Origin of the sequence: Pseudomonas sp. RIT-PI-AD (assembly GCF_025642785.1) — a bacterium.
GTDB lineage: Bacteria > Pseudomonadota > Gammaproteobacteria > Pseudomonadales > Pseudomonadaceae > Pseudomonas_T.
In genome coordinates this window covers 1-21,024 of the sequence record NZ_JANZKU010000001.1, presented here as the reverse complement: position 1 = coordinate 21,024, position 21,024 = coordinate 1, and the positions used below count along the sequence as shown (strand labels likewise).

Sequence of the window (21,024 nt, the reverse complement as noted above, 5' to 3'; positions counted from 1 at the left end):
CGGATGCGATAGCCAATGGCCCGAGACCACCCGGAAACATCCCCTGCGGCTCAGGCCTCGACCAGCGCCACCGCCTCCTCCACGTTCACCGTCACCAAGCGCGAACAGCCCGGTTCGTGCATCGTCACCCCCATCAGTTGATCGGCCATTTCCATGGCGATCTTGTTGTGGGTGATGTAGATGAACTGCACCTTTTCCGACATGTCCTTGACCAGTCGCGCATAGCGGCCGACGTTGGCGTCGTCGAGGGGCGCGTCCACTTCGTCGAGCATGCAGAACGGAGCCGGGTTCAGTTGGAAGATGGCGAACACCAGGGCCAGGGCGGTCAGCGCCTTCTCCCCGCCGGACAGCAGGTGGATGGTGCTGTTCTTCTTGCCCGGCGGCTGCGCCATGATCGCCACCCCTGTATCGAGTAAATCTTCGCCGGTGAGTTCCAGATAAGCATGGCCGCCGCCGAAGACTTTCGGGAAAAGCGCCTGCAGACCGGCATTGATCTGGTCGAAGGTGTCCTTGAAGCGGTTGCGGGTTTCCTTGTCGATCTTGCGGATGACGTTTTCCAGGGTATCCAGCGCCTCCACCAGGTCGTCGTTCTGCGCGTCCAGGTAACGCTTGCGCTCGGATTGCTGCTGATACTCGTCGATCGCCGCCAGGTTGATCGGCCCCAGGCGTTGGATGCGCGTCGCGAGGCGCTCCAGTTCTTCCTCCCAGGCCGCCTCGCTGGCCTCGGCCGGCAGGGTCGCGAGCACCCCGTGGAGGTCGTAGCCGTCCTCCAGCAGTTGATCCTGCAAGGTCTTGCGGCGCACGGTCAGGGTCTGCCATTCGAGGCGTTGCTGCTCCAGTTGGCCACGCAGCAACTGCGCCTGCTGTTCGGCCTGGGTACGCCGCTTTTCCGCTTCGCGCAGCTCGCGATCGGCCTCTTCCAGAGCCTGCCGCGCCTGCTTGAGTTCGTCCTCGACGCCCATTCGCCGGTCGAGCAGTTCCTCCAGCTTAAACCGCAGTTCCTCAAGGGGCGCCTCGCCCTCCTCCAGGTTCAGGCTGAGCTGCTCGCGGCGCTCGTTGACCCGCTCGAACTGCGACTGCAAGCGCTCCAGGGCCTGGCGTGTCGAATCATGCTGGGCACGCAGGGAACCGACGCGGACCGCCAGTTGATGGGCATGGTCCTTGTGCTGGCGCGCGTCCTGGCGGATGCGGTCGAGCCGCTCACGCAGGCCGTCGCGGGAGGCCAGTAGCTGCTCACGCCGCTCGGTGTCGGCGGCCATTTCGTCCAGCGCCTCCTGCAAGGCCAGGCGGGCCTCGCCGAGCTGCTCGCGCTCCATGCCGCGCTGTTCGTCCAGCTCGGCGGATTCGTCCTCCAGCCGGCGCCGGCGCAGGTTCAACTGCTCGACCTTGGCTTGCTGCGCCGACAGGCGCGCCTTGAGCTCGCCCAGGCGCCGCGCCTCTTCCTGGATCTGCCGGCGCTGGCGTTCGCGTCGTTCCTCCTGCTGGCGCTGCTCGTCGCGCAGCCGCTGCAGGTTGTCCTCCAGATCCTCGAGGGCCGCCTCGCGCTGCTCGCGCTCGGCCTGGGCCCGCTCCAGGTCCTGGCCGCGGGCGAGCACGCCGCTGTCGGCCTCGCCGGCGCGGCGCACCCGCAGAAAGTGCCGGCCGACCCAATAGCCATCGCGGCTGACCAGGCTGTCGTCGTCGGCCAGAGCGGCGCGACCGGCCAGGGCCTGGTCGAGGCTTTCCACCGGGCGTACGCGCCCCAGCCAGGGCGCCAGGTCGAAGCCGCTTTCCACCTTGTCCAGCAGGCTGCCGGCCCGGCGGGTCGCGTCGCGGGCCGGGCTGGCCAGGCGCAATTCGCCCTGGACCAGGGCGTCCAGCTCCAGCCCGGCGAAGTCGTCGAGCAATACCGCCTGCAGATCGGCGCCGAGCACGGTTTCCACCGCCAACTCCCAGCCCGGCTCCACCCGCAGCGCCTCGGCCAGGCGCGGACGCGCGGCGAGCCCCTGCTCCCGCAACCATTCGCCGGCGCCTTTGCCGGGGTCGAGGGCCGCCTGTTGCAAGGCTTCCAGCGAGGCGATGCGCCCGTTCAGCCGTTGCAGCTCGCCCTGGGCCTGTTGCTGGGCCTGGCTGGCCACGTGCAACTCGGTGCGCAGGTGTTCCAGGCGCTCGCCCAACTGGTGCTCGTCGAGCTGGGCCTGTTCCTGCTGCGCCTCGCCTTCGGCCAATTGCTCGGCGAGTTCTAGGATCGCCGCATCCTCCGGGTCGGCGGCCAGTTGCATGCGCTCGTCGCCCAGCCGGCGCTCGCGCTCTTGCAAGCGTTCGAGGCTCTGCTCCAGTTGCTGGATGCGCGATTGTTGCACCTCGGCGCGCCGTCGCGGTTCGGCGGCGCGCTGGTTGAAGCCATCCCATTGCTCCTGCCAGGCCTGCATGGCGCCGTCCGCTTCCTCCAGCTGGACGGCGGCCTCCTCGGCCGCCGCGGCGCTCATTTCCTGCTCCGGGGCGAGCATCTCCAGTTCTTCGCCGAGGGTCGCCAGCAGGGTGCGGTCGTGGCCAAGGTGGGATTCGGTTTCCAGGCGGCTCCGCTCCGCCTCGCGCAGGTCGTCCTGCAACTGCCGCAGGCGCTGCTGGCCGTGCTGGATGCTTTGCTCGACCCGGGCGATGTCGCCGCCCACCGAGTAGAAGCGCCCCTGCACCTGGTTGAAGCGTTCCGACAGGTCGTGGTGGCCGTCGCGCAGGCGCTCGATACTGGCGTCGGCGTTGCGCTGCTCCGCCACCAACGCCTCGAGCGCCACCTCCTGATCGCCGATCACCGCCTCGCGCTGGCCGGCCAGGCCGTTCAGCTCGCGCCAGCGCAGGGCGGCCAACTGGGCTTTCGACTGACGCTCTTCGGCCTTGTACTCCTGGTATTTCTCCGCCGACTGGGCCTGGCGATGCAGGCGCTCCAGTTGCCGCTCCAGCTCTTCGCGCAGGTCGGTGAGGCGCGCGAGGTTCTCGTGGGTGCGGCGGATGCGGTTCTCGGTCTCGCGGCGGCGCTCCTTGTACTTGGAGATACCGGCGGCTTCCTCGATGAAATTGCGCAGGTCCTCGGGGCGGGCCTCGATCAGCTTGGAAATCATCCCCTGCTCGATGATCGAGTAGCTGCGCGGGCCGAGGCCGGTGCCGAGGAAGATATCGGTGATGTCCCGGCGCCGGCACTTGGTGCCGTTGAGGAAATAGGTGTTCTGTCCGTCGCGGGTGACGCGCCGGCGGATGGAGATTTCCGCGTAGCCGGCGTACTCGCCCACCAGGGTGGTTTCCGCGTTGTCGAAGATCAGCTCGATGCTGGCCTGGGTCACCGGTTTACGGGTGTTGGAGCCGTTGAAGATGACGTCGGTCATCGACTCGCCGCGCAGGTTCTTCGCCGAGCTCTCGCCCATCACCCAGCGCACGGCGTCGATGATGTTGGATTTGCCGCAGCCGTTGGGGCCGACCACCGCCGCCATGTTGCTGGGGAAATTCACCGTGGTCGGGTCGACGAAGGACTTGAAACCCGCCAGCTTGATGCTCTTCAGGCGCATGCCCGTCCTCCCCCGGCCGCCGGCTCAGCGCTCGGCCAGCGCGGCGAGCACCAGCTTGCAATTGCCCATGCCGTAGGCCAGCAGCACGTGGTGGGCACGCTCCACGTCGCGCGCCTGGACGGCTTCCAGGAGCACGTCGAAGGTGGCGAGGAAGCGCGCCATTTCGCCCTGGCGGCGCGCCAGGGAGAGGTAGTAGGTGCGACTGATCGCCGGCAGCAGGTTTTCCACGGTTTCCTGCAGATAGGGGTTGTTGGCGAAGGGGTAGGTGGCGCGCATGGCGGTGAAGGCGCCGGTGAGAAACGCCTCGATGTCGTCGCGGTCCAGGCTTTGCGCCAGGCGCCGGCGGATCTCGCGCAGCGGGTCGAGATCGGCGTCGCGCTTCCAGCCCTGCGCCACGGCGCGGACGAGCAGCCCATACAACTCCAGAACCAATGCATAGAGACTCTGTACCTTGTGCGGGGTCAGCTCGGCGACCTGGGCGCCGCGCCGCGGCAGGATGTCGATCAGGTGCCGGCGCTGGAGGATCAGCAGCGCCTCGCGGACCGAACCGCGGCTGACGTTCAACGACTGGGTGACCTTGAGTTCCTGGATGCGCTCCCGTTCCTTCAATTCGCCGCGGATGATCCGCTCGGCGAGATGCTGGGCGATCTGTTCGGAAAGGCTGTCCGGTGCCGTGAACGTCATGATTTTCCTTCGGAATTCGGGGGCGCGCGCAGGGCGCGGAGTGTAGCACAAGGCCTGCATGCGCGACCCCCGCGGCACCTGCGCGGCGGCGCTCGGCCACCCTCGGCGAGGAGGTTTCGCGCTGGCTCGACGCAGCGGGCATAATCCCCGCTCCTTCAACGTCGCCAGCGTCCTTTCCATGCGTATCCATGTCAGCTTCATCGACCGCGTCGGCATCACCCAGGAAGTCCTCGCCCTGCTTGGCGGGCGCAACCTCAACCTGGATGCCGTGGAGATGGTGCCGCCCAACGTCTACATCGATGCGCCGACCCTCAGCGCCGCGGTGCTCGAGGAACTGCGCGATGCGCTGTTCAAGGTGCAGGGCGTGCAGGCGGTGACGGTGGTGGACATCCTCCCCGGCCAGCGCCGCCGCCTGCAACTGGACGCGCTGCTGGCGGCGATGGCCGACCCGGTGCTGGCGGTGGACGGCGCCGGGCGCGTGCTGCTGGCCAACCCGGCGCTGCTGGCGCTCAGCGGCGACGAGCCGGAAGGCCAGAGCCTGGCGCAACTGTTCGACGACGCCGCCCTGCAACAGGCGCTGCTGGACCAGGGCTTCCGCCTGCCGATGCGCGAGGTCACCCTCAAGGGCCAGGCGTTGCTGCTGGACGCCATGCCGATCGCCGAGGCGGCCCCGCAGGGCGGCCGCCACCTGGCCGGCGGCCTGCTCACGCTGTACCGGCCCAACCGCATCGGCGAACGCCTCGCCGCGCTGCACCACGACCACGCCGAGGGCTTCGATGCCCTGCTCGGCGAGTCGACGCCGATCCGTACCCTCAAGGCCCGCGCGCAACGGGTCGCCACCCTGGACGCGCCACTGTTGATCGGCGGCGAGACCGGGACCGGCAAGGAACTGGTGGCCCGTGCCTGCCATGCGCTCAGCATGCGGCGCAACGCGCCCTTCCTCGCGCTGAACTGCGCGGCCCTGCCGGAGAATCTGGCCGAGAGCGAACTGTTCGGCTACGCCCCCGGCGCTTTCACTGGCGCCCAGCGCGGCGGCAAGCCGGGGCTGCTGGAACTGGCCAACCAGGGCACGGTGTTCCTCGACGAGATCGGCGAGATGTCGCCCTACCTGCAAGCCAAGCTGCTGCGTTTCCTCAGCGACGGCAGTTTCCGCCGGGTCGGTGGCGACCGCGAAGTGAAGGTCAACGTGCGCATCCTCAGCGCCACCCACCGCGATCTGGAGAAAATGGTCGAGGACGGCACCTTCCGCGAGGACCTGTTCTACCGGCTCAATGTGCTCAACCTGGAGGTGCCGCCGCTGCGCGAACGCGGCCAGGACATCCTGCTGCTGGCCCGGCACTTCATGATCCAGGCCTGCGCGCAGATCCAGCGCAAGCCCTGCCGCCTGGCGCCGGGCACCTACCCGGCGCTGCTGGGCAATCGCTGGCCGGGTAACGTGCGCCAGTTGCAGAACGTGATTTTCCGCGCCGCGGCCATCTGCGAAAGCAATGTGGTGGATATCGACGACCTGGATATCGCCGGCACCTCGGTGGCGCGTGGCCAGGATGGCGAGGTCGCCAGCCTGGAGCAGGCGGTGGGCGACTTCGAGCGCGAGCTGTTGCAACGGCTATACGCCAGTTACCCCTCGACACGGCAGTTGGCAGGGCGCCTACAGACCTCGCACACGGCGATTGCCCAGCGGTTGCGCAAGTACGGGATTCCGGGCAAGGCCTGACGGGCCGGCAGCGGCGAGGACCCGCACCGCCAACGCCAACGCCAACGCCAACCAGAGAGGACCCGCCGGCTCGCACCGCCGGCGGATCGGTCGACGGACTTACCTGAACAGCTCGCCTCGGCCCTCGAAGTGTGCGCTGCAACGCACGAAGGCCTCGGCCTGCCGATACTCCATGGCCAGTTCCAGGTAGCTGCACCCCTCGGCGAACAGGCGCTCCATCAGAAAGCGATCCGACTCCGGGATCTTGTAAGCATCGAGGTTATCCAGATCGGCCCAGACCAGCGGGTGCTTTTCCTCGACCAGCGTGGGCCTTTTCGAGGCCTCGAAGCTGTAAACGAAGATCAGCCAGTTCCAGTCCGGCGATTTGGAGTAATCGTATACCAGGCCACGGGGACGCAATTGCTCGGTGATCGCGTAGCCCGTTTCCTCGGCGAACTCGCGACGCGCGCAATCGATGGGGATTTCGCCGAACTCGCACTTGCCGCCCGGTGGCAGCAGGAACCCCCGGTACGGCGCCGTCTGCCTGTCCAGCAGCAGGACCTGCTGCCCATGGGTGCAGTACACCAGGGTGCTGAGCCTGGGGCTCATCGATCGATCCATCAGAATGTCTTCCAGTTGAAGTCGTTGGCATTGTCGCAGAGCAGCCCGAGGCGTCCACCCATGCGCACGCCGCGCTTGCGATAGTCATCGGACACGGACTCGAAGGCGAACGTGGACAGATCGGCGAACAGGGTCTCGGCGTTCCTGACCAGGAAGAACAGCTTGCTGCGCAGGTCGTATTCCATGATCAGCCGGAGGGTATCCTCCGTCACCGAATCGGATTCGACGATGACGCCGAACTCGCCAAAGTAAGCGGTTGGATAGACCACCCGCCGCACCGGGATGCCCTTGCTCTCGAGAAAGCCGAACATGAAGGTCTCGTTCTGCAGACGCATCAGGTTCAGCCCCGACTCCTTGCCGCAGAAAATCCCGAAGAACAGCGGATTGTCCCGTGCGTGGATCGCGCTGACGTTCAGCTCAAAGCCCAGGGTCTTCTCGCTGTAGTAGCCCTTGAATTCGCAGAACGGGCCTTCGTCGATCATCTTGCCGTTGAGGCTGGCTTGCAGGACGAGTTCGCTGGCGGCCGGAACCGCCGGGTAGTCCCCCTGGCGGCACAGGTCGATGGGGGCATCGGCGATGGCCGAGGAAAACACGAAGCTGTCCACGTCCGCTGGAATCTTGCTCGCCGCACCGATGTAGGCGGAAATCGGCCCGCCATTGAACAGGCTGACCTTGATCTCGGCCTCTTCGCGCAGCCGCTCCTGGATGATTGCGTGGGCGTCGGTCCTAGGGTCGATGAACACCGCGATGGTGCGCCCATCCTTGATCTCGCCCCGGTAGAAGCCCAGGTTGTAGCGCCCGGCCTTGTCCTGCACGCAGAACACGAAGGACGTCAGGTAACGGCCGCCATCGTCCGGCTGGTACTTGAGAAACGGCAGGTCGAGCAGCGACCAGTCCATCTGCCGGAACGCCCAGGGCGCCCGCACCGCTGCCCGCTGGTCGGCATGCACCCCGCGCGCGCGCCGGGCGAACTGCTGCTGCACGTTGTCCTCGTTCAAACCCAGCCCACGCAACATCGTCTCCCGCTTGAAGGCATTGTCGACATAGGGCACCCGGGACGCGCAGGCGACATTGCTGAACTTCACCACCGGGTAATCGTTGAGGTCGTAGTGCTGGTGCAGGTAGCGCGAGATGTCGAGGTCGGTTTCCATGAGATCCGCGACGTCCTCGACACCGGCTTCGCTGAGCAGGCTTCTCATCAGGACTCGATCCTTCTTTCCCAGGGGAAACGGACCCACTCCATGACCTCCCGGCCATAGAACTCCAGCATCTCGCTCACCTGCGCACGGTCGCCATTGGCGGCATTGAACACCAGGCTCGCGACATAGATATCGCGGCCGTCGACACCGAAATGCTCGCGGATGAAGCGGACGGTTTCACCGCTGCCGACGATGTCCTCGATGACCAGCCACTTCCTGCCGGCCTGCGCCAGCGGGCTGATGTCCACCAGGCGCGGGGCGGCCTTGCGCGAATCGACGCCATCGGACACGTTCCTGACGATGGACAGCGTGCCCACCTCGCGAACCCCCAGCTCATGGGCCACGATCACCGCCGGCACCCAGCCGGACCGCGCCACGCCGACGATGCAGTCGAAGTCGTAGCCGGACTCGCGGACGGCCTCGGCGATGGACAGCGAGAGTTTCTCCACATCCTCCCAGGTCAGGTTAATCATGGCTGAGCACCTCGGCCTTGTAGTCGATGGGATGCTTGGCCACATCCAGCGCATGGGGACGGCTTTCCTGGCTGGTCTGCACCGAAACCTCGATGAACTCGTGCCTTTCCAGCAGTTGCGGGTAGTTGCCCGCGCCGCAGTAGCTGAAGCCCGACTGTATCCCGCCGATCAGTTGGTACAGGTAGGCGCGCAAGGGGCCGACATGTTCGAAGCAGGCCTCGATGCCTTCGGGCACGTAGCGCAGCAGTTGCTCCTCGGTGATTTTCTGGCCCTGCAAGCGCTTGAGCTCGAGGTGGGTACCGAAGGTAACGAAACCGCGCGTCAGCTTGTAGCGCTTGCCGGATACCTCCAGCGGCTGCGCGGCGCTTTCGTCGGTGCCGGCCAGCATCCGCCCGAGCATCACCGCGTGGGCACCCGCGGCCAGGGCCTTGACGATATCCCCGGAGCTGCGGATGCCGCCGTCGGCGATCAGGCTGACGTCGACCTCCCTGGCGGCCTCGGCGCACTCGAGGATGGCGGTGAGCTGCGGCACCCCGGCACCGCTGACCGAACGGGTGGTGCAGACGCTGCCAGGACCGATCCCGACCTTGATCACGCTGGCGCCGGCCGCCGCCAGGTCAAGGACGCCCTCGGGCGTGGCCACGTTGCCGGCGACGATGGGGATATCGCCCAGGCGCTCCTTGACCCTGGCAATCGCCGCAATGGCGTGGGTGGAATGACCGTGGGCGATGTCCAGGGTGAGGAAGTCCACGTCGCAGGCCGCGAGCCCGGCGGCCCGCTGCAGGTAGTCGTCGACGATGCCGATCGAGCCTCCGACCTTGAGCCGGCCCTGGCTGTCCAGGGTCGGCGCGAAGTCGGCTTCGCGCCGGGCGACAGGCGCGCTCTTGACCGCATGGACGAAGGCCACCTGGTCTTCCACGCTGCACATGCGGTGGACGATCCCCAGCCCGCCCATCCGGGCCATTTCCATGGCCATGCGGTCCTCGGTGCACCACTGGGTGTTGGCCGAGATGATCGGCACGCTCAGGCGGCCGATACCCTTGAGCTCGACACCGATATCGGCTTCCTTGCGGCTGCCCAGGTGGGTCCGCTTGGGCACCAGCAGCACGTCATCGAACACATAGCCCTTTCTAAACATGCTGCACGCCTCCCGCGCGGCCGGCCGGGTACTCGGCCCAGCAGTTGGGGGTTTCGTACACACGAATCGCATCCACGCGAACCTGCGCGGCGCCATGCCCCAGGGTGGCGATCTTCTCGCTGAGCAGTTCGTACCAGTGCTTGGCCAGGGCCTCGGCGGTGGGCGAGAAGGGCACCAGGTAGATTTTCATGCCCTCGGCGTTGGTCAACGGCAGCGCCACGCCCGAGGTCAGCACGTCGCGGGCGGGACCATGGATGTCCAGTATCTGCAGCAGGTATTCGTCTTCGGCATCGACGATCAGGGCGTGATCGCACAATTCGTCGACGCACTGCACCATCGCCTCCTTGGCAAAGCTGAAGTCCAGCACCATGCCCGACTCGGAACCCTGGGTGGCGAGCTCGTCGGCGCTGAGGGTCATGTGTACCGAATAGCGATGGCCGTGGAGGTTGCGGCATTTGGAACCATGGGAGCGGATCCGGTGACCCGCATCGATTTCGATTTTCCGGTCGATCTTGAACATGACAGTATTCCCTTACTGAGAGTGGTGGACCCCATTGCCCCATGGCAATGCAGCTGCGGTGTAGAACTCGCCCCGCTTGACCGAATCGGTCTCCAACACGCCCGAGAAGTAGGTCGTGGTCATGTTGGCGTTGGGCTTGTAGGCACCGCGGGTGCACAGGCAGTTATGCTTGGCGCGGATGATCACCCCGACCCCCTTGGGCAGCAGCACCTCATCGAGGGCCAGGCCGATCTGCGAGGTCAGCCGCTCCTGGATTTGCAGGCGCTTGGCGAAGATGTCCACCACCCGCGCCAGCTTGGAGAGGCCGACGACCCGGCCATTGGGGATGTAGCCGACGGTGGCGTTGCCGACGATGGGCGCCAGATGGTGCTCGCACATCGACTCGAAGTGGATGTTCTGCAACATGATCAGGTTTTTATAGCCGGCTACTTCTTCGAAGAACTTTTCCAATACCCGATAAGGATCCTGGGAATATCCCACCGTCTGCGCGACCATGGATTTCAGAAAGCGCTCCGGCGTTTCATGAAGCCCCTGCCGGCTGGGGTCTTCACCCAGATAGGCGAGAATATCGACCACCGCTTGCCGGGCCTTGGCGTGAGAACGTTCTTGATCATTTTGCATAGTCATATCCTTATGGAAGATTCAAAAGCTTGTGCAGTTGCAGATTCAACGTGTAACCCTGCTGAGTTGCCACTTCTATACAGGCCTTCAGATTGTCCTTGTTGCGTTGCTCGTCATAATCGTCGCGCGGCATGACATAAACCGGTTTGCCCGGAGGCGGTCGAAACAAGCGAGCTTTTTTGCCCTCATGCTGCGTCGAAGCACCCGGCAGGCCATCGCGCTCGTCAACTTCGCCATGGGCCAGTACGTACTTGTAGTGCGTGATGATCTCGATCATGCGCAGGTCCAGGACCGGCGTCTTCGGGCTGCAGACCACGGTGACGTCCTGCCCGGTGGGGATGGCCTGATAGATGGTGCCGTTGGTTTCGACCTGGACCTTGAAACCCTCTTCGATGAACACCCGGATCAACGGCGCGATGTTCTGGCGAAAGGGTTCGCCGCCGGTCAGCACAATCAGTTCGGGGACCGGGGTTTCCAGGCTGCGCACCTTCTCGACGATCGCCTGCGGGGTCAGCGACCAGCGAAACGCTTCGAATTGGGTATCGCACCAGAAGCAGCGCAGGTTGCAACCCGACAACCTGACGAAGGTCGACGGCACCCCCGAGAAGGGCCCCTCCCCCTGCAAGGTCCTGAACACTTCCTCGACCCAAAGCGTCTCGATGTCAGGCGCTTTCTTTCGTATGGGATTTTCACCAAACATACCGACTCCCTATTGTCCGCAATGAGCATCCTGCCAATTGGATATACGCGCACAGGACAACTCCAGCAGGCAGTTCTTCACGGACTGCCTGGCAGAGAAGTTTTCAGGAAGATATGCAATCGGATAGAAAATCATGGGCGAACCGTCGCGCCCAATAGCGAATTCTTCGATAGCCTAATTCCTGGCCAGATCGCTTCCCTGCAGCGACTAAAAATACCCGAGCGTAATACTTAAGATCATTTAGCTATCACTTCTTATTTCAATGACGGCGCCGTTAAAATTGACCGGTTTTACCTCGCTTATTTCACACGCCTATACTGCGAAATATCAGTTGTTCTTGCGGCACAACAAACTAGTTCAGATATGTAACTTCTGCAAAATATTAATTTCGGCGGGTCATGGGCATGACTTATTCCGCAAGGGAATAAAAATACAGCCCATTACACTAATTTCTTACGGCGATGCAACCCCGGTCGGGCAGGAGAGAAAATTCGCGGAAAAAGTAAATTAGAGTCGCCCAGCAGAAAACCGAGATCCGATAGAATCCCTTTATGGACTGCATCACTTGGCATCGGAGGCCACTGCATGATCGAACACACTTCTTCCAACGGCAGCCCCAAGGGCGAGTTGATGATCCTGCTCGCCATGGCCGGCCCCTTGATGGCCGCCCAACTGTCCAAGGTGGTCATGGTCTTCACCGACACCTACATGATGGGGCGGCTGGGCGCGGAAGCCTTGGCGGGCGGCGGCATCGGCGCATCGATCTATTCGTTTCTGACCTTCTCCTTTTCCGGAGTCATTTCCGGCATCGGCACACTGATTGCCATCGCCCATGGCTCCAGGAACATCGTCAGCGTCCGGCGTTCCTGCCAGAGCGGCATGCTCATCGCCCTGCTGCTCTCGGCGCTGGGCATACTGGCGCTGTGGCTGGCCGCCCCGCTGTTGCGCAGCCTCGACCAGCCGCCGCAAAGCATCGACGCGTTCATCGCCTTCACCCGCGCGGTAGCCTTCTCGCTGCCGGGTTACCTGGTGTTCATGGCCCTCCGCAATTTCGTCAGCGCCCTGGGCGACACCAAACCGGTCATGGTCATCAGCATGGCCGCGGCGGTGCTGAACCTGGCCCTCAACCTGGTGATCATCAATCAGTGGTTCGGCATCCCCTACCTGGGCTTGAGCGGCATCGGCGCGGTCACCGCCAGCGTGTCCCTGTTGATGGCGATTTCCTTGGCCGTCTACATCGCCACGACGCCCCGCTACAACGCCTACCGGATATTCGAGGGCATCCTCGACGTCGACTGGAGCATCCTGCGCCAGGCCTTCAAGTTCGGCATCCCGGTGGGCCTGTCGTTCGCCATCGAGCTGAGCCTGTTCACCTGCGCGGCGCTGATGATGGGGCACTTCGGCGTGGTGGCGCAGGCCGCTCACCATGTGGCCATGCAGGCGGTGCTGATTGCCTTTGTCGTGCCCATCAGCCTGTCGAGCGCCACTTCCTACCGGGTCGGCCAACTGGTCGGGGCCGGGCGCGTGGCGGACACCAAGCGGGTGGCGCAGATCGGCCTGGGCTGCGGGGCCATCGCCTCGCTGATCTTCGCCCCGCTGTTCCTGCTCTTTCCCACCGAGATCGCCAGCCTGTTCGTCAGGTCCGGTACCGCCGACAGCCTGCTGCTCAAAAGCACCGTGGCCAGCCTGCTGGCCGTGGCGGTGTGGTTCCTGTTGTTCGATGGTGCGCAGAACATCCTGCTGGGCGCTCTCAGGGGCCTCAAAGCCCTGAAAACCTCGTTGCTGCTGGTGGCCATCTTCTACTGGGCCATCGCCATCCCGGTCGCCTATACCCTCGGCATCCATCTGGAACTCGGGCCACGCTACATCTGGGTCGGCCTGGCCATTGGCCTAGCCGCGGCAACCTTCGCGATGTACCTGGGCCTCAATCTGATCGTCAACCGGCTGACCCGCCAGGCGCGCGCCGAGCGGCCCAGGCCGGTCGGCGCTGAGGGCATCGCAGGATGAAGATGATCGGAGCCGGGAAAAGGACCGATCCGTCGATGGCGCGGCCCCTTCGATCATTCCGTGGGTCGAAATGACCTGCCCAAGGCAGAGCCTCGCCGATTCGTAGTGAATTCATTACATCGTATCGAATTCATTACAAAGCCCAGACGAAGGCGTCTCTGTAAGGGCCTGATCCCGAACTGCTTTTGTATCTCTTTCCCTCTGGAGCGATTTCATTCCAAAGAAAAGACGACGCGGCCGCCTGAAATTCATATCCTATTGATTTTTAAGAATTTTCAACTACTGGCCGCATAATTGCTAAGGGAATTCAACCTCAAGAGCGCGGACCCCACCGCGCCCCATACCCCCTGCTTCCCGAGGAGTTTCCATGAGCGAGTTGCGTTTCACTGAAGATCACGAATGGCTGCGCGTCGAGGCCGACGGCAGCATCACCGTTGGCATCACCGCCTACGCCCAGAACGCGCTCGGTGACGTGGTCTACGTGCAACTGCCGGAGCTGCAACCGTACGAAAAAGGTGCCGAAGCCTCCACCGTGGAATCGGTGAAAGCCGCCAGCAGCGTGTACATGCCGCTTGCCGGCGAAGTGGTCGCGGTCAACGAGGGCCTCAACGACAGCCCCGAGCGGGTCAACGAAGATCCGCTGGGTGAAGGCTGGTTCTTCCGCTTCCGTCCGGCGGATGCCGCGGCGGTTTCCACGTTGCTGGACCAGGATGCCTACGACCGCCTGCTCAAAGCCAACGCCGACGCCTGAGGAATCGCCATGACCCGCTCCATCGAACTCGGCACCACCGACGAATTCGTCGCCCGCCATATCGGCCCGCGCGAAGACGACATCGCGCACATGCTCGAACGCCTCGGCTACGACTCCCTCGACGCCCTCAGTGCCAGCGTGATCCCGGAAAGCATCAAGGGCACCAGCGTGCTCGACCTGCCCGCCGGTCTCGGCGAGGCCGAGGCGCTGGCGGCGATCAAGGCCATCGCCGCGCGGAATCAGCAGTTCACCAGCCACATCGGCCAGGGTTACTACCCCTGCCATACGCCTTCGCCGATCCTGCGCAATCTGCTGGAAAACCCCGCCTGGTACACCGCCTACACCCCCTACCAGCCGGAAATCTCCCAAGGCCGCCTGGAAGCGCTGCTGAACTTCCAGACCCTGATCAGCGACCTGTCCGGCCTGCCGGTGGCCAACGCCTCCCTGCTCGACGAAGCCACCGCCGCCGCCGAAGCCATGACCTTCTGCAAGCGCCTGGCGAAGAACAAGGCCAGCAATGCCTTCTTCGCCTCGCGCCACTGCCATCCGCAGACCCTCGCCGTGCTGCGCACCCGTGCCGAGCCGCTGGGCATCGAGGTGGTGGTGGGCGACGAAAACGCCCTCGACGACGCCGCGCGCTACTTCGGCGCGCTGCTGCAATACCCGACCAGCGAGGGCGAGATCGGCGACTACCGCGCGCTGATCGAAGGCTTCCACGCCGCCGGCGCCCTGGTCGCGGTGGCCGCCGACCTGCTGGCGCTGACCCTGCTCACCCCGCCCGGCGAGCTGTACGCGGACGTCGCCCTGGGCAGCGCCCAGCGCTTCGGTGTGCCGCTGGGCTTCGGCGGGCCGCACGCCGCCTACTTCGCCACCCGCGACAGCTTCAAGCGCGACATGCCGGGGCGCCTGGTCGGCCTGTCCATCGACCGCCACGGCAAGCCGGCGCTGCGCCTGGCCATGCAGACCCGCGAGCAACACATCCGCCGCGAGAAGGCCACCAGCAACATCTGCACCGCCCAGGTGCTGCTGGCCAACATCGCCAGCATGTACGCCGTCTACCACGGCCCGCAGGGGCTGACCCGCATCGCCCGGCGCATGCACCGCCTCACCGCGATCCTCGCCGAGGGCCTCGCCGCCCTGGGCCTGCCGGCGGAGCAGCGGCACTTCTTCGACACCCTGACCCTGGCCAGTGGCGCGCGCACCGCGACGCTGCACCAGCGCGCCCGTGCGCAACGCATCAACCTGCGCGAGATCGACGACACCCGCCTGGGCCTGTCCCTCGACGAGACCACCACCCAGGCGCAGGTCGAGGCCCTCTGGGCACTGTTCGCCGACGCCGGCCAGGCCCTGCCGGACTTCGCCAGCCTGGCCGCCCGCGCCAGCGATCGCCTGCCGGCCGAGCTGCAACGGCAGAGCGCCTTCCTGACCCACCCGGTGTTCAACCGCTATCACTCGGAAACCGAGTTGATGCGCTACCTGCGCCGCCTGGCCGACAAGGACCTGGCGCTGGACCGCAGCATGATCCCGCTGGGCTCCTGCACCATGAAGCTCAACGCCGCCAGCGAGATGATCCCGATCACCTGGAGCGACTTCGGCAACCTGCACCCCTTCGCTCCCGCCGAGCAGAGCCAGGGCTACCGGCAACTGACCGACGAGCTGGAAGCCATGCTCTGCGCCTGCACCGGCTACGACGCCGTGTCGCTGCAGCCGAACGCCGGCTCCCAGGGCGAGTACGCCGGCCTGCTGGCGATCCGCGCCTATCACCACAGCCGCGGCGACGCGGCGCGCGATATCTGCCTGATCCCGGCCTCGGCCCACGGCACCAACCCGGCCACCGCCAGCATGGCCGGCATGCGCGTGGTGGTCACCGCCTGCGACGCCCGCGGCAACGTCGACATCGACGACCTGCGCGCCAAGGCCGAGGAACACAAGGAGCGCCTCGCCGCGCTGATGATCACCTACCCCTCGACCCATGGCGTGTTCGAGGAAGGTATCCGCGAGATCTGCGCCATCGTCCACGACAACGGCGGCCAGGTGTACATCGACGGCGCTAACATGAACGCCATGGTCGGCCTCTGCGCACCGGGCAAGTTCGGCGGCGACGTGTCCCACCTGAACCTGCACAAGACCTTCTGCATCCCCCACGGCGGTGGCGGTCCCGGCGTCGGCCCGATCGGCGTCAAGTCGCACCTGGCGCCGTTCCTGCCTGGCCACGCGGCCATGGAACGCCAGGACGGCGCGGTGTGCGCGGCGCCCTTCGGCAGCGCCAGCATCCTGCCGATCACCTGGATGTACATCCGCATGATGGGCGGCGCCGGCCTCAAGCGCGCGTCGCAATTGGCGATCCTCAACGCCAACTACATCGCCCGGCGCCTCGAAGAGCACTACCCGGTGCTCTACACCGGCGGCAACGGCCTGGTGGCCCACGAGTGCATCCTCGACCTGCGCCCGCTCAAGGACAGCAGCGGCATCAGCGTCGACGACGTGGCCAAGCGCCTGATCGACTTCGGCTTCCACGCGCCGACCATGTCCTTCCCGGTGGCCGGCACCCTGATGATCGAGCCCACCGAAAGCGAGTCCCGTGCGGAACTGGATCGCTTCATCGACGCGATGATCCGCATCCGCGAGGAGATCCGCGCGGTGGAACAGGGCGAGCTGGACAAGCAGGACAACCCACTGAAGAACGCGCCGCACACCGCCGCCGAACTGGTCGGCGACTGGCACCATCCCTATAGCCGCGAACAGGCGGTCTACCCGGTCGCCAGCCTGCTGGAAGGCAAGTACTGGCCGCCGGTCGGCCGCGTCGACAACGTCTACGGCGACCGCAACCTGGTCTGCGCCTGCCCACCCATCGAGGCCTACCAGGACGCCTGACCGAGCGCGCGGCGCCCGCGGGCGCCGCGCCCACCGTTCGAACCGACCACCGCCGCGCGTGACGGACGCGCGGCGCTCCAACAAGAACTCACCGGAGCCTTGCCATGTTCAGCACACACGACCAACTCGCCGGATACGACGACGCCCTGCTGTCGGCGATCCAGGCCGAGGAGCAGCGTCAGGAAGACCACATCGAGCTGATCGCCTCGGAAAACTATGCCAGCCCGCGGGTGATGCAGGCCCAGGGCAGCGGCCTGACCAACAAGTACGCCGAGGGCTATCCGGGCAAGCGCTACTACGGCGGCTGCGAGCACGTCGACAAGGTCGAGCAATTGGCCATCGAGCGCGCCAAGCAATTGTTCGGCGCCGACTACGCCAACGTCCAGCCGCACTCCGGCTCCCAGGCCAACTCGGCGGTCTATCTCGCCCTGTTGAACGCCGGCGACACCCTCCTCGGCATGAGCCTGGCCCACGGCGGCCACCTGACCCACGGCGCCAAGGTCAGCGCGTCCGGCAAGCTGTACAACGCCGTGCAGTACGGCATCGACGAACAGGGCTTGATCGATTACGACGAAGTCGAGCGGCTGGCCGTGGAGCACAAGCCGAAGATGATCGTCGCCGGCTTTTCCGCCTACTCGCGGGTACTGGATTTCCCGCGCTTCCGCGAGATCGCCGACAAGGTCGGCGCCTACCTGTTCGTCGACATGGCCCACGTCGCCGGGCTGGTGGCGGCCGGGCTCTACCCCAACCCGCTGCCCTACGCCGACGTGGTCACCACCACCACCCACAAGACCCTGCGTGGCCCGCGCGGCGGCCTGATCCTGGCGCGCGCCAACGCCGAGATCGAGAAGAAGCTCAACTCCGCGGTGTTCCCCGGCGGCCAGGGCGGCCCGCTGATGCACGTGATCGCCGCCAAGGCGGTGTGTTTCAAGGAAGCCCTGGAGCCGGCGTTCAAGGCCTATCAACGGCAGGTGATCGACAATGCCCGGGCCATGGCCGAGGTGTTCGTCGGGCGCGGCTACGAAGTGGTCTCCGGCGGTACCGACAACCACCTGTTCCTGCTCTCGCTGATCCACCAGGGCCTGACCGGCAAGGCCGCCGACGCGGCGCTGGGCGCGGCGCACATCACGGTGAACAAGAACGCCGTGCCCAACGACCCGCAGTCGCCCTTCGTCACCTCCGGCATCCGCATCGGCACCCCGGCGGTGACCACCCGTGGCTTCAAGGAAGGCGAGTGCCGCGAGCTGGCCGGCTGGATCTGCGACATCCTCGACGAGATCGACAACCCGGCGGTGATCGAGCGGGTGCGCGGCCAGGTCGCCGACCTGTGCAAGACCTACCCGGTCTACGCCGACCGCCATAGCGCCTGAAGGCGCTAACGGTTCCCGGGACCGTCGCGCCACGCCGTTCCGCCTCGCCGGCGAGACGGCGTCGGTGCGCAGCGGTCCGGCCACTCTTCCTAGCGATCGAGGACTTATGTCTCTCAGCGTTTTCGACCTGTTCAAGATCGGCATCGGCCCCTCCAGCTCGCACACCGTCGGCCCGATGCGCGCCGCCGCGCGTTTCGCCGAGGGCCTGCGCGACGACGGCCTGCTGAACGCTACCGCCTCCATGCGGGTGGAGCTGTACGGCTCCCTCGGCGCCACCGGCAAGGGTCACGGCAGCGACAAGGCGGTGCTGCTCGGCCTCGAAGGCGACCACCCGGATACCGTCGACACCGACAGCATACCCGCGCGCCTGGAAACCATCCGCGGCCAGGGCGAGTTGAACCTGCTGGGCGAGAAGCGCCTGCGCTTCGTCGAGAAAGAACACCTGGCGATGATCCGCAAGCCGCTGCCCTTCCACCCCAACGGCATGATCTTCCGCGCCTTCGATGGCGCCGGGCTGCAGATCCGCAGCCGCGAGTACTATTCGGTGGGCGGCGGCTTCGTGGTCGACGAGGACGCCGCCGGCGCCGACCGCATCGTCGAGGACGCCACGCCGCTGGCCTATCCGTTCAAGACCGCCCGCGAATTGCTCGGCCACTGCGTCGGCCAGGGCCTGTCGATGAGCCAGGTGATGCTGGCCAACGAGGCCGCCTGGCGCCCGGAAGCGGAAACCCGCGCCGGCCTGCTGCGCATCTGGCAGGTGATGCAGGACTGCGTCGAGGCCGGCTGCCGCAACGAAGGGATCATGCCCGGCGGGCTCAAGGTCAGGCGCCGCGCCGCCGCCCTGTACCGGCAGTTGAGCAAGAACCCCGAGGCCGCCCTACGCGACAACCTGTCGGTGCTGGACTGGGTGAACCTCTACGCCCTCGCGGTGAACGAGGAGAACGCCAGCGGCGGGCGGGTGGTCACCGCGCCCACCAACGGCGCCGCCGGCATCGTGCCAGCGGTGCTGCACTACTACAGCCGCTTCATCGCCGGCGCCGACGACGACGGCATCGTGCGCTTCCTCCTCACCGCCGCCGCCATCGGCATCCTCTATAAGGAGAACGCCTCCATCTCGGGGGCCGAGGTGGGCTGCCAGGGCGAGGTCGGCGTGGCCTGCTCGATGGCCGCCGGCGCCCTGTGCGAAGTGCTCGGCGGCACCCCGCAGCAGGTGGAGAACGCCGCCGAGATCGGCATGGAGCACAATCTCGGCCTGACCTGCGACCCCATCGGCGGCCTGGTCCAGGTGCCCTGCATCGAGCGCAACGCCATGGGCTCGGTGAAAGCGATCAACGCCGCGCGCATGGCCCTGCGCGGCGACGGCCAGCACTTCGTCTCGCTGGACAAGGTGATCCGCACCATGCGCCAGACCGGTGCCGACATGAAAAGCAAGTACAAGGAAACCGCCCGCGGCGGCCTCGCCGTGAACATCATCGAATGCTGACCGCGGGGCCGTCCGGCCCCTTCACCCCTACGTCAACGCGGCGCGCGGCGCCGCTTCCCCCGGAGAGCTTTGCATGACCACCGAAACCCTCGCCCGCACCCCGCTGCACGCCCTGCACCTGGAACTCGGCGCCCGCATGGTGCCCTTCGCCGGTTACGACATGCCGGTGCAATACCCGTTGGGCGTGATGAAGGAACACCTGCACACCCGCGCCCAGGCCGGCCTGTTCGACGTCTCGCACATGGGCCAGATCCTGCTGCGCGGCGCCGAGGCCGCGGCGGCCCTGGAGACCCTGGTCCCGGTGGACATCATCGACCTGCCGGCGGGCATGCAGCGCTATGCGCTGTTCACCGACGCCGAGGGCGGCATCCTCGACGACCTGATGGTGGCGAACACCGGCGATGCGCTCTTCGTGGTGGTCAACGCCGCCTGCAAGGAGCAGGACCTGGCCCACCTGCGCGCGCACATCGGCGCCCGCTGCCAGATCGAAAGCCTGTTCGAGTCGCGCGCCCTGCTCGCCCTGCAAGGTCCGGCGGCAGCCAACGTGCTGGCCCGGCTGGCGCCGGAGGTGGCGAAGATGACCTTCATGCAATTCGCCGCGGTGCGCCTGCTGGGCGTCGATTGCTACGTCAGCCGCTCCGGCTACACCGGCGAGGACGGCTTCGAGATTTCCGTACCGGCCGAACATGCCGAGACCCTGGCCCGCAGCCTGCTGGCCGAACCCGAGGTGCAGCCCATCGGCCTGGGCGCCCGCGACTCGCTGCGCCTGGAAGCCGGCCTGTGCCTGTACGGCCACGACATGAGCAGCGCCACCACGCCGGTGCAGGCCAGCCTGCTCTGGGCGATTTCCAAGGCCCGCCGCGCCGACGGCGCGCGGGCCGGCGGCTTCCCCGGCGCCGAGCGGATCTTCGCCCAGCAGCGCGAGGGCGTGGCGAGCAAGCGCGTCGGCCTGCTGCCGCAGGAGCGCGTGCCGGTGCGCGAGGGCGCGGAGATCGTCGATGCCGACGGCCAGGTGATCGGCCAGGTGAGCAGCGGCGGCTTCGGCCCGACCCTGGGCGCGCCGGTGGCCATGGGTTACCTGGCCAGCGCCCATGCCGCCCCCGATAGCACGGTATGGGCCGTGGTGCGCGGCAAGCGCGTGCCGATGAAGGTGGCGAAGACGCCTTTCGTGCCGCAACGCTACTACCGCGGCTGACCGCGCCGCGACGAGCCGGTGGCGCGCGAGCGTCGCCGGCCGCCATCGTCCGTTCCTTTACCCGAGCCAGGAGTACCCGCCATGAACCCTCTCGAAGCCCCGCCCCGCCCGGCCAAGGTCGAAGCCGGCGTCAAGCTGCGCGGCGCCGAGAAGGTC

The 21,024-nt window shown here is 66.2% G+C and carries 16 protein-coding genes; 7 read left to right on the top strand and 9 right to left on the bottom strand.

Annotated elements, in window-relative coordinates; all coding sequences use genetic code 11:
• Positions 1-50 precede the first annotated feature (50 nt).
• Complete coding sequence (gene smc, locus OGL92_RS00080; RefSeq protein WP_263138488.1) at positions 51-3,539, bottom strand: chromosome segregation protein SMC; 3,489 nt, start codon at positions 3,537-3,539, stop codon at positions 51-53.
• A gap of 24 nt (positions 3,540-3,563) precedes the next feature.
• Positions 3,564-4,223, bottom strand: coding sequence for a GntR family transcriptional regulator (locus OGL92_RS00075; RefSeq protein ID WP_263138486.1), 660 nt, complete (start codon positions 4,221-4,223; stop codon positions 3,564-3,566).
• A gap of 178 nt (positions 4,224-4,401) precedes the next feature.
• Between OGL92_RS00075 and OGL92_RS00070 the strand changes: the two genes are divergently transcribed.
• Entirely contained in the window at positions 4,402-5,937 is a 1,536-nt protein-coding gene (locus OGL92_RS00070; RefSeq protein ID WP_263138484.1) for a sigma-54-dependent transcriptional regulator, read from the top strand.
• 99 nt (positions 5,938-6,036) lie between these two features.
• Here the strand turns inward: OGL92_RS00070 and OGL92_RS00065 are convergent, their stop codons facing one another.
• The 7 genes from OGL92_RS00065 to OGL92_RS00035 are packed head-to-tail and all read right to left on the bottom strand — an operon-like array spanning position 6,037 to position 11,188.
• On the bottom strand, positions 6,037-6,525 hold the full coding sequence (locus tag OGL92_RS00065; protein ID WP_263138483.1) for an NUDIX domain-containing protein: 489 nt from the start codon (positions 6,523-6,525) through the stop codon (positions 6,037-6,039).
• Positions 6,526-6,536: 11 nt separating this feature from the next.
• Complete coding sequence (locus tag OGL92_RS00060; protein WP_263138482.1) at positions 6,537-7,736, bottom strand: UbiD family decarboxylase; 1,200 nt, start codon at positions 7,734-7,736, stop codon at positions 6,537-6,539.
• The gene (locus tag OGL92_RS00055; RefSeq protein WP_263138479.1) at positions 7,736-8,209 is read right to left on the bottom strand and encodes a phosphoribosyltransferase family protein; all 474 of its coding nucleotides are present in this window, start codon (positions 8,207-8,209) and stop codon (positions 7,736-7,738) included. Before OGL92_RS00055 ends, OGL92_RS00060 begins: the two co-directional genes overlap by 1 nt.
• Positions 8,202-9,347 (bottom strand): IMP dehydrogenase, encoded by a 1,146-nt coding sequence (locus OGL92_RS00050; protein ID WP_263138477.1) that lies wholly within the window; start codon positions 9,345-9,347, stop codon positions 8,202-8,204. The genes OGL92_RS00055 and OGL92_RS00050 overlap by 8 nt, the downstream gene beginning before the upstream one ends.
• Positions 9,340-9,867: a 6-carboxytetrahydropterin synthase gene (locus OGL92_RS00045; RefSeq protein WP_263138475.1), complete on the bottom strand. Its 528-nt coding sequence runs from the start codon at positions 9,865-9,867 to the stop codon at positions 9,340-9,342. The genes OGL92_RS00050 and OGL92_RS00045 overlap by 8 nt, the downstream gene beginning before the upstream one ends.
• A 12-nt stretch (positions 9,868-9,879) precedes the next feature.
• Complete coding sequence (gene folE, locus OGL92_RS00040; RefSeq protein WP_263138473.1) at positions 9,880-10,488, bottom strand: GTP cyclohydrolase I FolE; 609 nt, start codon at positions 10,486-10,488, stop codon at positions 9,880-9,882.
• 10 nt (positions 10,489-10,498) lie between these two features.
• Positions 10,499-11,188 carry a 7-carboxy-7-deazaguanine synthase QueE gene (locus OGL92_RS00035; RefSeq protein WP_263138472.1) on the bottom strand — a complete coding sequence of 230 codons (690 nt, stop codon included), beginning with the start codon at positions 11,186-11,188 and terminating at the stop codon, positions 10,499-10,501.
• A 585-nt stretch (positions 11,189-11,773) separates the two neighbouring features.
• Between OGL92_RS00035 and OGL92_RS00030 the strand changes: the two genes are divergently transcribed.
• The 6 genes from OGL92_RS00030 to gcvT all read left to right on the top strand — a co-directional run bounded on the left by OGL92_RS00030 (position 11,774) and on the right by gcvT (position 20,868).
• Positions 11,774-13,195 (top strand): NorM family multidrug efflux MATE transporter, encoded by a 1,422-nt coding sequence (locus OGL92_RS00030; RefSeq protein ID WP_263138466.1) that lies wholly within the window; start codon positions 11,774-11,776, stop codon positions 13,193-13,195.
• A 367-nt stretch (positions 13,196-13,562) separates the two neighbouring features.
• A complete protein-coding gene (gene gcvH / locus OGL92_RS00025) occupies positions 13,563-13,946 on the top strand; it encodes a glycine cleavage system protein GcvH (RefSeq protein ID WP_263138462.1) in 384 nt (127 codons plus the stop codon).
• A 9-nt stretch (positions 13,947-13,955) separates the two neighbouring features.
• Complete coding sequence (gcvP, locus tag OGL92_RS00020; RefSeq protein WP_263138453.1) at positions 13,956-16,820, top strand: aminomethyl-transferring glycine dehydrogenase; 2,865 nt, start codon at positions 13,956-13,958, stop codon at positions 16,818-16,820.
• 104 nt (positions 16,821-16,924) lie between these two features.
• Positions 16,925-18,190, top strand: coding sequence for a serine hydroxymethyltransferase (glyA, locus tag OGL92_RS00015; RefSeq protein ID WP_263138451.1), 1,266 nt, complete (start codon positions 16,925-16,927; stop codon positions 18,188-18,190).
• A 106-nt stretch (positions 18,191-18,296) separates the two neighbouring features.
• The gene (locus OGL92_RS00010) at positions 18,297-19,673 is read left to right on the top strand and encodes an L-serine ammonia-lyase (protein WP_263138445.1); all 1,377 of its coding nucleotides are present in this window, start codon (positions 18,297-18,299) and stop codon (positions 19,671-19,673) included.
• A 73-nt stretch (positions 19,674-19,746) separates the two neighbouring features.
• On the top strand, positions 19,747-20,868 hold the full coding sequence (gene gcvT / locus OGL92_RS00005; RefSeq protein ID WP_263138441.1) for a glycine cleavage system aminomethyltransferase GcvT: 1,122 nt from the start codon (positions 19,747-19,749) through the stop codon (positions 20,866-20,868).
• Positions 20,869-21,024: the final 156 nt, after the last annotated feature.

What these genes read in the sequence shown, in the direction of transcription:
- smc (WP_263138488.1), bottom strand. Translation starts at nt 3,539, where the DNA reads ATGCGCCTGAAGAGCATCAAGCTGGCGGGTTTCAAGTCCTTCGTCGAC.
- OGL92_RS00075 (WP_263138486.1), bottom strand. Translation starts at nt 4,223, where the DNA reads ATGACGTTCACGGCACCGGACAGCCTTTCCGAACAGATCGCCCAGCAT.
- OGL92_RS00070 (WP_263138484.1), top strand. Translation starts at nt 4,402, where the DNA reads ATGCGTATCCATGTCAGCTTCATCGACCGCGTCGGCATCACCCAGGAA.
- OGL92_RS00065 (WP_263138483.1), bottom strand. Translation starts at nt 6,525, where the DNA reads ATGAGCCCCAGGCTCAGCACCCTGGTGTACTGCACCCATGGGCAGCAG.
- OGL92_RS00060 (WP_263138482.1), bottom strand. Translation starts at nt 7,736, where the DNA reads ATGAGAAGCCTGCTCAGCGAAGCCGGTGTCGAGGACGTCGCGGATCTC.
- OGL92_RS00055 (WP_263138479.1), bottom strand. Translation starts at nt 8,209, where the DNA reads ATGATTAACCTGACCTGGGAGGATGTGGAGAAACTCTCGCTGTCCATC.
- OGL92_RS00050 (WP_263138477.1), bottom strand. Translation starts at nt 9,347, where the DNA reads ATGTTTAGAAAGGGCTATGTGTTCGATGACGTGCTGCTGGTGCCCAAG.
- OGL92_RS00045 (WP_263138475.1), bottom strand. Translation starts at nt 9,867, where the DNA reads ATGTTCAAGATCGACCGGAAAATCGAAATCGATGCGGGTCACCGGATC.
- folE (WP_263138473.1), bottom strand. Translation starts at nt 10,488, where the DNA reads ATGCAAAATGATCAAGAACGTTCTCACGCCAAGGCCCGGCAAGCGGTG.
- OGL92_RS00035 (WP_263138472.1), bottom strand. Translation starts at nt 11,188, where the DNA reads ATGTTTGGTGAAAATCCCATACGAAAGAAAGCGCCTGACATCGAGACG.
- OGL92_RS00030 (WP_263138466.1), top strand. Translation starts at nt 11,774, where the DNA reads ATGATCGAACACACTTCTTCCAACGGCAGCCCCAAGGGCGAGTTGATG.
- gcvH (WP_263138462.1), top strand. Translation starts at nt 13,563, where the DNA reads ATGAGCGAGTTGCGTTTCACTGAAGATCACGAATGGCTGCGCGTCGAG.
- gcvP (WP_263138453.1), top strand. Translation starts at nt 13,956, where the DNA reads ATGACCCGCTCCATCGAACTCGGCACCACCGACGAATTCGTCGCCCGC.
- glyA (WP_263138451.1), top strand. Translation starts at nt 16,925, where the DNA reads ATGTTCAGCACACACGACCAACTCGCCGGATACGACGACGCCCTGCTG.
- OGL92_RS00010 (WP_263138445.1), top strand. Translation starts at nt 18,297, where the DNA reads ATGTCTCTCAGCGTTTTCGACCTGTTCAAGATCGGCATCGGCCCCTCC.
- gcvT (WP_263138441.1), top strand. Translation starts at nt 19,747, where the DNA reads ATGACCACCGAAACCCTCGCCCGCACCCCGCTGCACGCCCTGCACCTG.